The organism is Leptospira alexanderi serovar Manhao 3 str. L 60 (genome assembly GCF_000243815.2).
In the GTDB taxonomy this organism is placed as follows: domain Bacteria; phylum Spirochaetota; class Leptospiria; order Leptospirales; family Leptospiraceae; genus Leptospira; species Leptospira alexanderi.
The window spans coordinates 40,001-56,483 of record NZ_AHMT02000051.1 but is presented as its reverse complement, the minus strand read 5'-3'; the positions used below and the strand labels follow the sequence as shown (position 1 = coordinate 56,483).

General features: G+C 39.2%; 9 protein-coding genes and 2 pseudogenes. 8 read left to right on the top strand and 3 right to left on the bottom strand.

Annotation, left to right across the window (positions count from 1 at the left end):
- The first annotated feature begins 183 nt into the window (after window positions 1-183).
- From LEP1GSC062_RS25020 to LEP1GSC062_RS16040, 8 genes are all read left to right on the top strand, one after another.
- Window positions 184-747, top strand: coding sequence for a tetratricopeptide repeat protein (locus LEP1GSC062_RS25020; RefSeq protein WP_020984781.1), 564 nt, complete (start codon window positions 184-186; stop codon window positions 745-747).
- Window positions 744-1,391, top strand: coding sequence for a hypothetical protein (locus LEP1GSC062_RS25015; protein ID WP_020984797.1), 648 nt, complete (start codon window positions 744-746; stop codon window positions 1,389-1,391). Before LEP1GSC062_RS25020 ends, LEP1GSC062_RS25015 begins: the two co-directional genes overlap by 4 nt.
- Window positions 1,381-2,043 (top strand): tetratricopeptide repeat protein, encoded by a 663-nt coding sequence (locus LEP1GSC062_RS16065; RefSeq protein ID WP_020984782.1) that lies wholly within the window; start codon window positions 1,381-1,383, stop codon window positions 2,041-2,043. The genes LEP1GSC062_RS25015 and LEP1GSC062_RS16065 overlap by 11 nt, the downstream gene beginning before the upstream one ends.
- A complete protein-coding gene (locus LEP1GSC062_RS16060) occupies window positions 2,040-3,617 on the top strand; it encodes an Ig-like domain-containing domain (protein ID WP_010576532.1) in 1,578 nt (525 codons plus the stop codon). The genes LEP1GSC062_RS16065 and LEP1GSC062_RS16060 overlap by 4 nt, the downstream gene beginning before the upstream one ends.
- A gap of 17 nt (window positions 3,618-3,634) precedes the next feature.
- The gene (locus LEP1GSC062_RS16055) at window positions 3,635-5,239 is read left to right on the top strand and encodes an Ig-like domain-containing domain (RefSeq protein ID WP_010576531.1); all 1,605 of its coding nucleotides are present in this window, start codon (window positions 3,635-3,637) and stop codon (window positions 5,237-5,239) included.
- Window positions 5,240-5,266: 27 nt separating this feature from the next.
- Window positions 5,267-8,326, top strand: coding sequence for an efflux RND transporter permease subunit (locus LEP1GSC062_RS16050; RefSeq protein ID WP_039942369.1), 3,060 nt, complete (start codon window positions 5,267-5,269; stop codon window positions 8,324-8,326).
- 64 nt (window positions 8,327-8,390) lie between these two features.
- Window positions 8,391-11,591 (top strand): efflux RND transporter permease subunit, encoded by a 3,201-nt coding sequence (locus LEP1GSC062_RS16045; RefSeq protein ID WP_020984816.1) that lies wholly within the window; start codon window positions 8,391-8,393, stop codon window positions 11,589-11,591.
- A 25-nt stretch (window positions 11,592-11,616) separates the two neighbouring features.
- Window positions 11,617-11,982, top strand: a complete 366-nt coding sequence (locus tag LEP1GSC062_RS16040; RefSeq protein ID WP_010576526.1) for a hypothetical protein — start codon at window positions 11,617-11,619, stop codon at window positions 11,980-11,982.
- 202 nt (window positions 11,983-12,184) lie between these two features.
- Here the strand turns inward: LEP1GSC062_RS16040 and LEP1GSC062_RS20565 are convergent.
- The 3 genes and pseudogenes from LEP1GSC062_RS20565 to LEP1GSC062_RS16020 all read right to left on the bottom strand — a co-directional run.
- Window positions 12,185-12,779: pseudogene (locus LEP1GSC062_RS20565) on the bottom strand (transposase); the annotation flags it as partial.
- 206 nt (window positions 12,780-12,985) lie between these two features.
- Window positions 12,986-13,441: pseudogene (locus LEP1GSC062_RS16025) on the bottom strand (IS630 family transposase); the annotation flags it as partial.
- Window positions 13,442-13,748: 307 nt separating this feature from the next.
- A complete protein-coding gene (locus tag LEP1GSC062_RS16020) occupies window positions 13,749-16,103 on the bottom strand; it encodes a P-loop ATPase, Sll1717 family (protein ID WP_020984785.1) in 2,355 nt (784 codons plus the stop codon).
- Between the last annotated feature and the right edge of the window lie 380 nt (window positions 16,104-16,483).

Sequence of the window (16,483 nt, the reverse complement as noted above, 5' to 3'; positions counted from 1 at the left end):
CCTATACTTTCGAATGGAAAAATCCACAATCAGTGATCTAAAAAAAACCAATACTTCACATATGGCGTTAAAATGCAAGAAATAGAAATCAATAAGAATAAAATATTACATTAAAATTGAAAAGATTGACATTTTTTCCATTGAATCTGCTATCTGTCTTATTTAGAGGAAGGGCATGAAAAAGTGAAAAATAAAAGTTATGCGACCTTTTTATGTTTTTTTTTATTTTCCATACTGATTCTAAACGATTGTTCCAAGCGGAAGGAGAAAGAACTATTGAATGACGCAGAAAAACAAAACACACTCGGAATCAGCGCTTTACAATTGAATGATCTTGAAAAAGCGGAAAAACATTTCAAAGAAGCGCATCGTTTGAATCCTAAGGATCCGAATTACGCGAACAACGTAGGTGTAACGATGATTCCACGAAATCGATTTGAACAAGCAATAGTCTATTTTTCTAAATCGGTTGAAATTGATCCGAACTTTCAAAGGGGTTATTTTAATTTAGGCGTCGCTTATCAAAATCTGCAAAAGGATACGGAAGCCTTGCGTTATTACGAAAAGGCAGCCGCAATTCCTGCGACTATGCCCGAGATCTATTTTAATTTAGGTATTGTTAATGCTCGATTGAATCGAAAAGCGGAAGCGAAAAAAAATTACGAGATCTTCATCCAGGAAGCTCCTCCTCAATTTGGCCAGCAAATTAAAGACGCATATTTAAAAATCAAAGAATTGGGTATTTGAAAATGAAAAAGATCGTTTTATTATCTTGTTCCATCCTACTATCCTGTAAAGGTTCGATCGATTTGGAAAAATTCGCGTCGGCGTGGAACGGTGAAAGAAAGGGAACTCCGGCGCTGTTTTATTTAAACGAATCCGAATTCTCCGCGAAAAATTTCAGGAAAGAATTTTTTTTCGAAAGAAAACATATAGCGGGAAAATTTGAACCCGTTACGCCCCCGGAAATAGAAGCCGAACTTCAAAGATACATTGAAGAGACTATCGTTTTAAACGAAGCGATCGCTAAAATCGATCTCAATTCAGCCGAAGCTCAAAAGTATCTATGGCCTTTCATTCGCAAAGCGGTCATTTCTTATTATTTATCCAAAGAGTCCGGAGAATTCGAAGTTGCCGAAAACTCGAATGAAGTGGAGGTTTCCGACGAATTGATCGAACGATACTACGCTCAAAATAAGCAACTTCTGAAAGAAAAAAATCCGGCGGAACTCAAAAAGAAACTCAAAAACGCCGCCATTCTAATTAAGATCCGAGAAAGGTTAGCCCTGTCCCAAGAAAAAAAGAAAATCATATTAGGAAAGATGAGACAGAACAACAAGGTTCGCATCGTTCAAAAAGAAGTATTTACGAAAGACTTGTATGAAAAATAACTCCGAAAGAATCGCCGACGATCTGAAAATCAAATCGATTATGAAACTTAAAAAACAAGCGTATCAAAACTCGATTTTATTCCTTATAGTTTCCATCTCTCTGATCGTCACTTTAAACGCGTGCGGCAAGGACGAACAATCCAAATTGGAAACTTTTCAAAAAGGTAAAAAGGAATACACTTCCCGAAATTTAGAGAAGGCCGCCGAATTCTTTCGACAAGTCGTTTCGGAGGATAAGGAATTTTTACCGGCTCAAATTATGTTAGGTAAGAGTCTCTTTTTCTTGGGAAAAATGGAGGAGTCGGAGGAAGTATTTCAAAAAGGATTAACTCGTTTCCCGGGAAACTCGACGATTCGATTTTGGATAGCAAGGATCCACATGTTGCAGGAAGGCAAGACAAAGGAAGCAAAGCAGGAACTCGAATACATACTGGAAACGGAAGAAACTTTTTTCGACGCACACTATTATTTGGCGAAAATATATGAAAAAGAAGGAATGTTGAAGGAGGCCTTGATCGAGTACAACCGCGCTAAAATGATCAAAATCGGTTTCGATAAAATCCATAGAGATCTGGGCAAACTGTACGACGTTGCGGGTTTACACGAAAAGGCGGCTTTGGAAAAAGGACTACTTCTCGAAAAAGCGGAATGAAAAAGATAATTCAGTATTCTTTAATATTCTTATGCTTTTGTTGCAATGCGGATATCAATCAATTGAGCGACAAACTAAAATATCTCGGTCTTGCAAATAGCGGAGAGTTTACGACGCCGACCGTCCTTATGATTGCTCCGATCTCCGAAGCTAAAAACGTTTCCGTTAACGAAGAAGTGTCCGTTCTTTTTTCTCAACCGATGGATAAAAATTCGGTCGAAACCGGAATTACAATTGCGGCCGTTTCCGGAGACAGCTCGGTTCGATATATTTGGACCTCCGATATACTTCTCAAAATCGTTCCTAAGTCGCATTTTACCGCCGGCAGAAGATATGAAATCAGACTCAACCGTAACGTCGTTAAGGACTTGCGAGGAAATTTTTTAGCTGAAAATTTTCTTTCCGTTTTTTATACGACCGGATTCGGACCCCAGCCGTTTATTACGGAATCGAATCCTCCGGTAGCCAACCAGATCGTATACGGTTTCGGTGTGAATTCCAATCCTTACGTACAATTTTCCGAACCGATGGATCGAATCAAAACGGCGGATGCCGTTTCGGTTACCGGCGGTCCCGCGATTTACGTAAAAGAGTGGAATGCCGACTCGACTCGTCTCACTCTATCGCTGACCAAAAGCCTGGACCCTTCCACCACATATACTCTCAAAATATTAAAATCAGCCGAGAACGCTTCCGGAAACGTTTTAGAAAAAGACTACTCCATTTTATTTTATACCGGAATCGCATCCTTAAATCCTTATATTCAAGATATCGGGATGAGTGTTCCAAGTACACCTTGGCCGGTCTTACAACCCGTTCCCTCCACCAATCCGTTGATCAACGGAGTTTCAAAAAATAGCTTTTTGACGATCACTTTTTCGAAATCGATGGATCAATCGAAAACTCAAAATGCCATTCAATTTACTCCTCCCATAACGGGCCAATTTACTTGGATATCGCAAAGTTTGCTTCAATTTACCCCGGCCGATAAACTGACCCAAGGAGCGACTTACAGACTGGCAATCAACTCGACCGCTACGGATACCGGTAATATGCCGCTGGAAAATTCCTATATTGTGGATTTCAAAGTGGATAACGTAACCGACAGTCTTCCGGTAACGGTGACCGGAATTAACAACTTTTCCGTCACTGCGTTGTGTGCGCCGACTGCGGATGGGAATGCGAACGCTCCCGTAATTCCCGCGAACCTTTCCACAGTATATAAGATATCGGTAATATCTACCGCATGCGCCTTGGAAGATTACATATTTAGACTGAATTTCGCAACGGCAGGTAACGTGCCGCTTCAAAGTTTGGGAGACAACGATATATACAACCAGGTTTCCGTTTCGTATTTTTCGGGCGGGCCGGGAGTGGGGTCTCCGAACATCTATTATAAAAATTACAATTGTGGTCCGTCCTGTTCCGTCGCGGGATCATTCGAATTCGGCATCAAAAACGTTCCGACCGGAACCCAATACAAATTCAAATTGAAAGGCGGTCCCGGGGGAGTCAGGGATATCAACGATAATTATCTCACAAACGATATTATATTTCTCTTTGAAAGACAATGAAAACACACAAGCTAAACATGAGTTGTAAAAAATCAAAGGATACGAAAGATACTTCTTCCACGTTCGTTAAAATTTCATACTGGATATCCGCAATTTGGGTCCTATCTTTTTTTACCGGATGTAGTCAGTTAATAGACAATGGAAAAGGACCTTTGAGTTTAATTCCGGGTTTATCCATATTTTCAGACGGAGAATCTCCGAGAGTGATCGGAAGCTGGCCGTTGAACGACCAAACGATTGCCGATCCAAGAGCGGCTCTTTCCATCTCCTTTTCCAAAGAGATGAATCAGACGTTTACAGAATCCGCCCTTTCGCTGAAAAGTTCACAAAATACCATTGCGGGAAGTTATTCCTGGATCGGTTCAACTCTGCATTTTCAACCCACCGTATCTCTTACGGATCCAGGAATTTATACTCTAACCGTTTCCAAATCCCAGGCGGAAGATAAACAAGGCAAAAACTTAGAACAAGATTTTATACTGAAATTCAATTATAACGCGGACACGATCGAACCTACGTTAGTCGGTAGTTCTCCTTCGAACGGAGCCATCGGAGTTACTTCGGACGCGCACTTACTTCTCAGATTTTCCAAACCGATGAACGTAAATCTGGTCCTTACCGAAATTACCGCAAATCCTTCCGTAACCTTCAACCTTCCCGCCACTATCATATCTCCGGATAGAACTACGTTTGAATTTATACCGATTCAACCTTTGACTTTCGGCACCACTTATAACGTCACGATCCCCAATACCATCAAAGACAGTATCGGGAATCCGCTTTTGCAGACCTATCGAATCGGATTTACCGTCGGTTCCGATTTCGTACAACCCACTCTTACGAACATTAGATCCACTACGAATACCGGAAACTTCGTATTGAATGAATTCGCGATCATCGGAGGTTTCGAAAAGACCGACGATTTTATGATCGATTTTTCGGAACCCGTATTACCTTCCAGCTTATTGAACGGAATCACATTTAGCCCTTCGGTAACTTTTACCATCATTGAAAATTCGGGAGGAGCCAATACCGGATTTATCATACATCCGAATTCGAATTTATCGATCGATCAAATATACCAGATACAGGTGACGAATTCTGTCAAAGACGCTCAAGGAAACAGCCTAAACAAAACGTTCACTTATAATGCTCAAGTGAACGGTCCTAGAAGTAAGTATCTTTTTGTACAGAACATCTATCTGAGTAACGCGCATTCTCTCGCAAATCGATTGTTAGACGGCGTAATCAATTCGCTTCAGCACGACGGCGGAGTGGGTCCTGCATATAATTATTCCGCTGGGGGCGCTAAAGCGTTTTACGTTGCTTTTTGCAGGGACGATTTTAGGTCGAATACTTGTTCCGAAACCGATTTGAATATGGTATTATCCTCCCTACAATTTTCAGTGAGTTTCGACTTCGGTCCCAATTCGGGAAATCCTTATCTGCTTCTACCTCAGTTAGGAGCGGCGCCTAACATCTATAAGACTTCCATTTTCGGACTTACGGAATCTCCGAACTCTTACATTTTTACGGTAAAAGGCGGACCCGACGGGGCTAAGGATTTGTACGGAAATTATCTGGAACAGGATTATTCCGTCAGATTCTCCGTCTCCCCTTAAAGTTGACTTCAAAATGAGATTTTATCCGTGATTGAATTTTTCCTAAGAAGAAAGGTGACTACGTTAGTCGTCTTTTTCTTATTCGTTCTGTTCGGATACGTAGGGCTGACAAAATTAAAGATGGAACTCCTTCCGGACGTGAGCTTTCCGTCTCTCACGATCGTTACGGTTTACAGCAACGTGGCTCCGGCGGAAATCGAATCCCTAGTGACCAAACCCATCGAGGAAATCCTTTCCTCCGTAGGAGGCGTCGACAGAATTTTATCCGAATCGATCGAGGGAATATCCATCGTAACGGTGAGATTTCGATGGGGAACGGAAATCGATCAGGCGTTGATTCAAGTCAGAGAGAAACTGGATTTGGTCAAAGGTTCACTGCCTCAGGACGTAAAAAAATCCATCGTAATTCGTTTTGATCCGAACAGCGCGCCCATCATGCAGATCGCGGTCAAAACAAACGGTATCGATTTGAAAGACGTTCGATTATTTTTACGTAAGAACGTAATTCCATATTTCGAGCGCGTGGACGGCGTGGCCGCCATCTCGTTATCCGGAGGATTTGAAAGACAAATCCAGGTTAACGTAGACAAGGGAAGATTAGAAGCTCATAATATACGAATTCAAGATTTGGTCAATCAAATCGATTCCAGCAATTTCGGATTTCCCGCAGGTAACGTAAGGGAAGGAGATAAGGAAATATTAGTTCGGACCGACGGGCTTTTCCCTTCGGTCACATCCATTGAGGATACGGTAGTTGGGGTTACAAAGGCCGGAGTTCCCATTTATCTCGGAACCGTAGGCGACGTAAAGGATACTTTCAAAGAAAGAACCAGCATAAGCGGCTTAATGGACGAGGAATGTATTTCTATGGTTCTAAAAAAAGAATCCGGAAAAAATACGGTGTCGGTCGCGTCCGACTTGAGAAATTTAATCGTAGAGCTGAACGAAAAATTCGGGGACAAGATCCACTTTCAAATCATATCGGATCAATCGATATTGATCGAAGACTCCATCGCTTCCGTTGCCTGGGCGGGAATCCTTGCGGTGATCATTTGTTATTGTGTACTGAGCTTTTTTTTAGGAAATATCCGAGAACCGATCGTCGTCATCAGCGCCGTGCCCATTTCGGTTATGGCGACTTTTTTGATGATGTTCGGGTTCGGTCTTACGATAAATACGATGTCGTTAGGCGGATTGGCTATCGGAGTCGGAATGGTCGTCGATTCCGCTACGGTCGTTTTAGAATCTGTAGCTTCTAAAAAGAAAACGATCTCGGATCCGATTCAAGCGAGTATCGAGGGAACAAAAGAGGTATTCGGTTCTATCCTGGGATCAACGATCACGAGCGTCGTAGTATTCCTGCCGATCCTATTCGTCGAAGGTATCGCCGCCGAAATTTTCGGAGAGTTCGCATTAACAATTTCGTTTTCGCTCATCTCCTCGCTTTTTACCTCGGCTACGCTTGTGCCCGTTTTAACGCAATACGATTTCTTTTCAAAGGGGATAGGAACGTTTCCGCAGGCGATCGAAATTCGCAGAGAAAAAATCCTTTCCACAATCAGGAACTCTTTCGCGTCTATGGCGATCTTTTTCATCCGAAGGAAAACTTTTGCCGTTTACGTTGGTTTAGGCTCCGTACTTGTTGCGGGTTTGTTTTTCATCGTGATTCCGAAAGAAATGCTGACCGAGATCGATCAGGGAGAATTCTACATCGATATCGTTTCGCCGGAAGGATCCAATCTGAATTATACAAAAAAAGTCGTGGATACGATCACTAAAAAACTCACTCAAGATAAAACCGTTGAAACCGCCTTTTCAAGAATCGGATACGAGGAAAAGGATATCATATTGAATCCGAAAGGGGATTTCGGTCTGAATCGAGCTTCGATCTTCGTCAAACTTACGGATAAAAACAAAGCCGAGAAATTTTTAATCGGATTTTCTAGGGAGCTATCCGAGATAGAAAAAAATTATCGTTCTAAAATCGGGACTCGAATCGCCGGTAGCGTGTTAGGCGGCATTTTCGGTTCCGGCGGAGGAGGGATCTCGGTGGAAATTTCGGGACAAGACTTAAATCTCATCCGTAAAATCGCGAACGAAGTCGAAAACGAATTGGTCTCCACGAACGAAACGATTTCCGTTTCCTCATCGGCTCGGGAAGAAACGCCTCAATTAAAAGTGGAATTGGACCGAGAAAAGATGGCTTACTTCGGCCTAAGCGTGGAGGATATAGCGACCACGCTGAAAACGTCCATCAAAGGAGATATCGCCACAAGATTTAGGGAAAACGATTTTGAATACGACGTATTGGTTCGATTTCGATCTGCGGATAGATTTGGATTCGATTCGTTACGCGAAATTCCGGTTCGTTTACCGAGCGGAAAAAACATTTTCTTGGATGCGATAGCGGAAGTATCACAAACAAAAACCTTACGTAAAATTATGCGGTTAGAAGGAAAAAGAATCGCGATCGTATCCGCCGTTCCTAAGGAATCGGCCGAAATCATAGAACGAAAAATTTCGGAGATCATTACACGTTTTGAAAAAGACAAGGACGTCTCCGTTCTTCCGGGCGAAATTGCGAAAGAAACGAACAAATCCTTCGAAGCTCTGGCTTGGGCCGGTCTTTTCGCATTAATTTTGGTCTACATGACCTTAGCGTCTCAGTTCGAAAATTTAATTTTACCGTTAGTCGTGATGGTATCCATCGTGATGGTGGGATCCGGTTCCCTGATGTTTTTAATATTCTCGGGCAACTCATTGAATATAGTTTCAGGTATGGGAATGGTTATGTTAAGCGGATTGGTGGTCAATAATGCGATTATTCTAATAGAGTTTTTCACCGTGGCCGATAAAAGTAAAAACGTTGAAGAAGCGGTATACGGTACGATCTACCGAAGAATCGACACGATCCTTAATACTACGTTGACTACGGTTTTAGGACTTTTGCCGGCGGCGCTTGCAATCGGCGGAGAATCTCCTCAAGAACCGATGGCCTTAGCGGTGTTAGGCGGTTTAACGGCTTCCACCGTTTTTACCGTAGTCATCATACCCGCGGCTTATTTTTCGATCGTAAAACAGAAATAGACGTAAGAACCTTGCAGCTTGATTTTTCTGATAAAGTAAACTGGAGTTTTGGGACACGCTGTAAATGGATTCTTTAATCGGTCTATTATACAGAAGACATATAACAACGTTTATGTTGTTTGTGGCGGTCGGAATTTTCGGATTCATTTCCATTCCAAGACTTCCTATTTCGTTAATGCCTCCTACGAGTTCTCCGGCTATCACTATACTGACTCGATATCCCGGAATTTCACCCAGTAAAATCGAAGAAATCATTACGAAACCGATAGAAGAACAAATTTCCGGAGTAGGCGGGATCGAGGATATACTATCCTCTTCCGAAGAAGGGGAATCGAGGATCAACGTCATATTCAAACCCGGCACCAAAGTCTCATATCGTTCCCTCGAAGTACGTTCTAAAATCGATCTCATACGAGGTAATTTTCCCAGAGAAGTGGAAGAGCCCGCCATTCTCAGATACGATCCTACCAACAAACCGATCTTTATCGTAAAACTCGAATCCGAAAGATACAAATTGAAGGAATTGAGAGAATTCGGCGAAAACAAATATAAAAAGAAATTCGAAAGAATCGACGGAGTTAGTGAAATTCACGTCGGAGGCGGATTTCAAAGAGAGATAAACATTGATATAGACAAGGGTAAGTTATTACAGACAGGGGTCGGATTGGAAGAAGTTTTATCCAAGATCAGAACCGCGAACGTAGACGTTCCCGCCGGAAATTTATTGATCGGAGACAACTACATCAATATACGGGTGATCGGGAAGTTGATTCAAATTAAGGAGATCGGAAAAATACCGATTACGGTCGGTAAGTCGGAACAAATCGTTTACTTATCGGATATATCGAATGTGAAGGACGGGTTCAGAGAAAAGGAAGATATAGCAAGAGACGCAGGTAAAGAAGTCGTATCCGTTTATGTCCAAAAAGCGGGCGACGCAAATTCACTGGCGTTATGTGAAGAACTTAGAAGGGAGCTTTCCTCGATTCATATAGAAGGGATTCAACAAAGTATCAACTACGATCAATCTCAGACGATTAAAACGGCCATCGCAAAAGTTGCGGATTCCGCAATCCAGGGAGGTATAATCGCAGTCGTCGTTTTGTTTCTTTTTTTACGGAACTTCTACGCTACGATTCTCGTATCCGTATCGATTCCGCTTTCCATTATTTCAACGTTCGGATTGATGTATTTTTTCAACGTAGGAATCAACGTTATCTCCCTTTGCGGATTGGCTTTGGGCGTAGGAATGCTCGTAGATTGTTCGGTGGTGGTTATTGATCGTATCTTTTTTGTTCATCACGAAAACGGATTCGTAGAAGACGGAATTTTAAAAGCCTCTTCCGGATTATCGAAGGAATTGTTCGCGTCCGTTTTGACCAGCATTGCCGTTTTTTTTCCGATCTTTTTCAGTTCCCGGGAGCTACGGGATCTCTACGGAGGCCTGGCGATTACCGTTTCAGCGTCTTTGGTCACCTCTTTAATCGTATCCCTGACTTTTCTGCCCACTCTTGCCAAGTTTATTTTAACGAAAGAGAGTCGATTTCAAACCCTCGTTCCACCGCAGTATGTTCTTACGTATATTTCGAAAATGAAATCTTATATTGAAATCGAAATGTATCATAAGATTCTACCTTGGCTCCGGAATAAAATTTTGCGGCGTCGTCAAACGAAATTAAATCCCGAATCGTCGGATCCATACGAGCTTTATCGATTTGATTTAACGGAAACTTTGCGGTTTCTACTCAAACATTACAATAAAACCGCGCTCTATTCCACGGCTATCATCGTAGTTTGTCTTTGTCTTTCTTATTTTTTAAAACAGGAATACATCGATCCGACCGATTCCAACGAGATCAGCGCTTCGTTGGAAGTAGAAACGGGAACTCACCTCGATGCAACCGACGTGATCACAAAGAGCGTGGAAAGGGTGATCGAAAAGAATCCGAACGTGGAAAAAGTATCCTCCAAAGTTGAAAAATGGCATTCGGATCTGATGATAAAGTTAAAACCCGCTTCTTTCCGGGAAGGTAAATCGGCCAACGACGTTATCACCGAATTAAAAAAGGAAACGGACGAGTTAAAGAACGCATTCGTATTTTATACCGAATCCGGCGCGGGAGAGGGATCCAAGGAAATCGATATTGAAATTATAGGAGACGAAGCTGAAACGATCAAGGAGTTAGCTAGAGAATCCGCAAAAGAAATAGGAGGGATACCCGGAATTCAGCAGGTCGCCCTTCGTTTTAAGGAAGGAAAAGATCAAATTACTTTTTCGATCGATAAGGTGAAAGCCTCACAATCCGGATTGTTGCCCAACCAAATCGCTAACTTTATGAAAACTGCATATACGGGCTCTATTCCCACTAAGTTTTACGATAAAGATAAGGAGATCGACATTCGAGTCCGATTTTCCGAGGAAGACAGAGAAGGTCCCGAGTCGGTTTTTGGAGTCGCAATTCCCTCCTCTAAATCGGAAAAAATCTCGAAAACACCCTTGATCGAACTCAGTTCGATCAAAAAGGAAAAAGCGGAATCCAGGATCTATAGAAAAAACAAACGAAGAACTTACGGACTCACCGCTAAGTTAGGCGACATCGATACCGGTTCCGCCGTTATCGAAATTGAAACCGCTCTAAAGAAAATTTCTTTCCCGGAAAACTATCACTACGAAATGACCGGAAACTACAAAAAACTGAAAGAGAGTAAAGTCGAGATGATCAATTTAATCATCTTGGCCTTCATCATAATCGTTTGTATTTTATCGTCTTTATTCGAGTCCTTTTTGCTTCCGTTTCTAATTATACTTACCATACCGTTCTCTGCGGCGGGGGTGATTTTAACTTTATTCGCGTTTCGTATGTCCTTAAATATATCCGTATATATCGGTTTCGTTATGTTGGCCGGAATTACGGTGAACAATTCGATATTAATTGTGGAAACTTTTTTAGAAAAATTAAAATCGAATCAATATTACGAAATCGACGAATTATTGGCCGAGGGAATCAGAGAGCGGATTCGTCCGATCCTGATCACTACCATAACCACGGTTCTAGGTCTACTTCCGTCCGTCTTGGATTCCGGAGAAGGAAGTCAATTGTGGAGACCCCTTGCCGTAACGGTAGTCGCGGGATTGTCCATCTCGACCGTTCTTACGATACTTTTATTTCCCGCATTTTTTAAAATCGCGGTGCCTTATCTTTTGGAAGATCATAAAAGTGTTCCGATACAAAATAAAACCAAAAAACGCTCAAAGAAAATATAAAGGAGATCCGTAAACGATGGAGTCTATGAATACCGAAGTATGTTTTGAAGAGGAATACATTAAGGAAAATTTATATTCCGGCAAGGGGATTCCGATCTTTCTTAGGAACCATATTAGGGATTGCGATCGTTGTCAGGAGAAAGCGAAAACACTCCATTTTGTAAATTCCATTCCTAAAAGTTCATTCGGAAAGGATTTTACAAAAGTGATAGCCTCGTGGAAAAGCGGGCTTTCGGACGATTCCGAAAATAGCCAGGAAATTTTTCCGAATTCCAATCTTGTCTATGATACGATACTATTTCAATTCGTATACAAACACAGACTTCGGATTTATATAATCGGCTATCTTTCCGTGATCGTTGCTTTTTCATACTACTGGTTCTTGTTGTAGGTCAAGAGGATACGATTTCGACAAGTCTGCCTCAAAACTTACTTAACGTGAGCAGGGTCGTAAGAAATTCATGATTCATTTTTCATTACTCATCCCTACATAATAGAGTGTCCAAAATTCTACATCTAAACGGGGATTTGTGCTAAAATTGACGGTACTCCTTTATGTAGAGATCAGTACCGATCCCTATAAAAATGAGGACCTAAATACCAGCTTGTCTCCAATAACTATCGAAACTGATTGTATTTGATTTCAATATTCCTAAAGTAGATTTAGTTCTTTGAATCAATTGGCTAAGATTCTCCGGACAAAAATTAGCCATATAGTTTTTCTTCCAACGACACCAGATATATTCTTGCGGATTTAACTCCGGAGCATAAGGAGGCAAAAATTCTACTCGAAGCCTTTTCTCATTTGCTTTTAAAAATTCATTCATTGCTTTGCTTTTATGAGCAGATAGATTATCCCAAACTATTAAAATCTTTTTGCGATTTTCCTTTAAAAGCATCTTTACTCATCCCTACATAATGGAGTGTCCAAAATTCCGCGCCTAAACGGGGATTTGTGTTAAAATTGGCGGTACTCCTTTATGTAGAGATCAGTAAAAAATAAATAAGGTCCTGGCTTTTAACAGAGCCTGTTATGATCTGGAAGTGAAAATCTTTTTTAGAAATAGCACCGATTACTGATAACTTTTTCCAAGACATCTTGTGACGAAGGATCGGTGTCTTTCCGATTAAGCTCCAAGTTTTTATCGTATATGGATTCTGGCTGATTCCGCTTTCATCTAAAAATATGACCTTACTACTCGGACGCATGAATAAAATACTATGATAAACTATTTCGAAAATTGGAATCTTCTTCTAAAAAGTCGAGATTTCCCAATTTGACTTAATTTTTGAGAACCGTTGTACTTTTGCAAAACCGACCGCTTATTTTCGAGTATCATTTTCTGCGTCCGAGTAGTAAACCCTTCATTCTCTGCTTTTTTTATATCTGGCTAAGTTTCCGTTTTCCAAGTTTTAATGGAGGATTCATTTCTTTCTAAGCCCCTTCTTTTAGGTTTTTGATACGAAAATCCTAATTGATGTAAGAGAATTCCTACGTAATCTTGATGATACGTTACTCCGAATTCTTTTCGTATGATTTCTGATACACGATACGTTGACCAAAGTTCATTCGGATAACCGTTACTGATCGGACCTTTCAAGATGATTCTTTTTAATTCTTTCTTCTCTGAAATGGTCAATTTGGTCGGTCGACCTCGTCGACCATTCCATTTTACTCCTTCGATTCCTTCCTTTTCATATCTTTCACGCCAACGCATTACCGATTGCTTACTGACTCCAAGCTCTTTGGCTACTCCGTAGCACGTGTAGCCTTTCTTCAAGAGAGCAATTCCCTTCTGTCTTCTTTTCTCTAAATCCTTGAGTCTCTTTTGGTTTTTGTCATTTCTCACATTACCATCTTTTTTTATTTCTTATTTACGGGTACTCATTTTTATAGGGATCAGTAATAAATGAAATAAGAGTGTTCTTAATTCTTGACTATATTCAATTTTTCTCTTTAAATATTGATAGAATTCATTTAAAAGCCATCCCAACAAAACAATTATTAATGTTAAAAAAGGAGTTTACATATTCATTTTAAAGAAAAACCTAAACCGATATCGCCTAACTTAAATATTGTATATTTAAATATACAATATTTTAATTTTACAGCACGATTAAGGCAATTTTGCGCAGTAAATAATAAAAATATTTTTTTCAAAATCTCATCGAACCGCTTCTCAAAAATGACACATTCGGATTAAGAACTAAGCTAATTCTATACTTAAAGATAAATAATTTTCTTTTTTTAAGGTAAAGGGACAGCTCAGCATACGTATCAATAATTTCTCCGGATTTTGTTTCATTAAATCCTAATAAATATTGCTTCGTAAAAAGTGATTGCATCAAGGCACTAATTTTCATTCGATCCATACCCATTTCTTCCAACAAAGACAAGAACTTGTAATAATCAATATAATAATTATAATATTGCTTCCTTACTTCGGCCATTATATCTCCAATATTCGGAAACTCCGCTTTTAACTCGGCTATCAAATTATTATTCAAAAAATTCGAATATGCATCGATAGCATAATCGATATCGTTATCCGTTACCTTAGTCGAATCATTATTTATAGCCGATTCAAATAACTTTATAATAAAGTAGATTATATCTCGTGGCCTTGGAATTACATATTTTTTTATATAATTAAAAGGATCTTCTTTATTAGAAAAATCAAAATAATCTTTCCAAACCTTCTCAACCTGAGCGGAGGATTCTAAGTTAAGCTTATATTGAAATCTTTTTTCTACGACCTTTCTTAATAATTTCGAATGGCTCGTCCAATTTATTTCATAATGCCTTCCGACTAATTTGTCCGGCTCGCGCGAAAGTTTTAAAATGTATTCAAATATATCTTTCCTTAATAAAATTACAGTAGCCCCTGATATCCTGGATTGAGCCTTGTCACTAAGTTCATTAATTAATTTCGCACTATACTCAATTAGGCTTAGGATCATTTCCCCTTGTAAATTTAAATCATTTCTCGAATCCCATGTTTTATCTAAATTATCCGCCAAAATATTGATCTTCGCATATTTATTTTTTCTAAAATATGCGTGAATCAATGCCATCAAATTGGATAAAAGGCCATTAAACAAACGTTCGATAACTTTTGGATCACCGACAAGTGATAGGGATTCATTTCCCCTGTCTAATTCTCTCAGTGCTCCGAAGAAATTCAAAGACGTAAAATTTCTATTTTTTTCAAAAATCTCAAGCAACTCCCTTTCTAACGGAGAGATTTCATATTCTCCTCTTTTAGTTTTGCCACTTATTTTACTAACAACGGAAACTAGTAATTTATTATAGAATATAAATTTCCATATCGCAAAGTAATAAGTGCGTTTTACCCTTTCATTACTAAACAATGAAACAATTTCTACATCTTCTAATAATTCGTCTGATTCTGGTTTTAATACTATATTATAATTTTCTATTTTTGAATCAAAATCTTTTTCAAGTCTAATAAAAAGAGCGGTTTTTCCAGTTCCTTTTCTGCCTACAAAAATTGAAATCTCTTGAGTTTGTGCTTTTCGATATGCTTCTGATTCTATAAAATAATTAAGAAGGTCATCTTTCTCACTCTCTGCAACTTCTGCTCCAATACCCAATCGCAATAAAGTTTCCTCAATCTGATCATCATTCTTATTAACTATATTCGGGCTTGGAACATTATGTAATGTTTCTCTCAACCAATCATCAGTTTTGACAGCGCATTCGGTAGTATTTTCATATTCGAGTAAAATGTCTTCGTAATCAATAGGGGCCTTAAATGGGCTTGGAGCTAATATAAGAACTTTTTTCCCTAGTCCCGCTGCGATTCCTGCATAAAAAGATGCTTCTGAATTATTATTATGACTTCCGACCCGATCGTGGCCTAACAAATGAATTATCGTTGTCTTACATGAATTTAACGAATTAATATACCAACTAACGGTTTGATATTCAACTTCAGAGCTATCATCAAATACAACACTATAATTTTTACTTTGTAATAATTCGGTTAGCTCAAGAGAAGCCTGAGTTTCAGTTTGAGGTGAAATATAAAGAACATCCTTTGAATCCTTATCTAATGTTTTCAAATTCACCATCTCATTCAAAAGAATGGATTTTTCATGTGACTTCGTCTGTAGTTCAGTCTGTATATGCTTATGCGTTGTATACCCTAGGTATCCAATATTCCTCAGTAGTTTTGAATTAGAATAATTCTCCTTTGCATCAACAATCCCTAAATTTAGAAATATTAGGATTTTCTTTTTTTTTCCAACTGCATATCCTAATTCAAACATAACATTATGATTAATATAGGATAGATCGCAAGCAAACCATTCCGATTCTTCAATTTCTTTAAAAATTGATTTATTCAATACTTTGCCAATTATATCCATCTCTTCCCACCGCAATGCACGGAAAGTTTTTTGATGACTATTAAACTCAATAATAGCTCGCTTAATTGTATCGGATATTTCAGAATGCCCGCCTTCGTATGCAAAAAATATTTTTTTCATTTATCCCTTCATAATTATTTATTATATTCAACATTCAATTATTGTTTATTATTAACTTAATAAAATACTTTAGGCTCGACCCTAAAGACCAATTTTGTTTTGTGCAGTCCAAATCATATGTTATTAATTTTTCTTGTCTCAAAATGATTTAACTATGCGGCTGTATGAGAATAGTGAATAATTCCTCTATGCCTTTTAATTGACAACTTTTAAAAAATAAAGAAAAATGAATATACGTTTTTAAACGTATTCACTTATAATGCATATACAAACAGTATAAATACTCAAATTTGAACCTAAAAAAGAAAATATTTGGTAAAAATTTTAAAAATCTCTACGGTCTTCTACTGTTTCCACAAAAGGACTTTCCAAAAAAATGA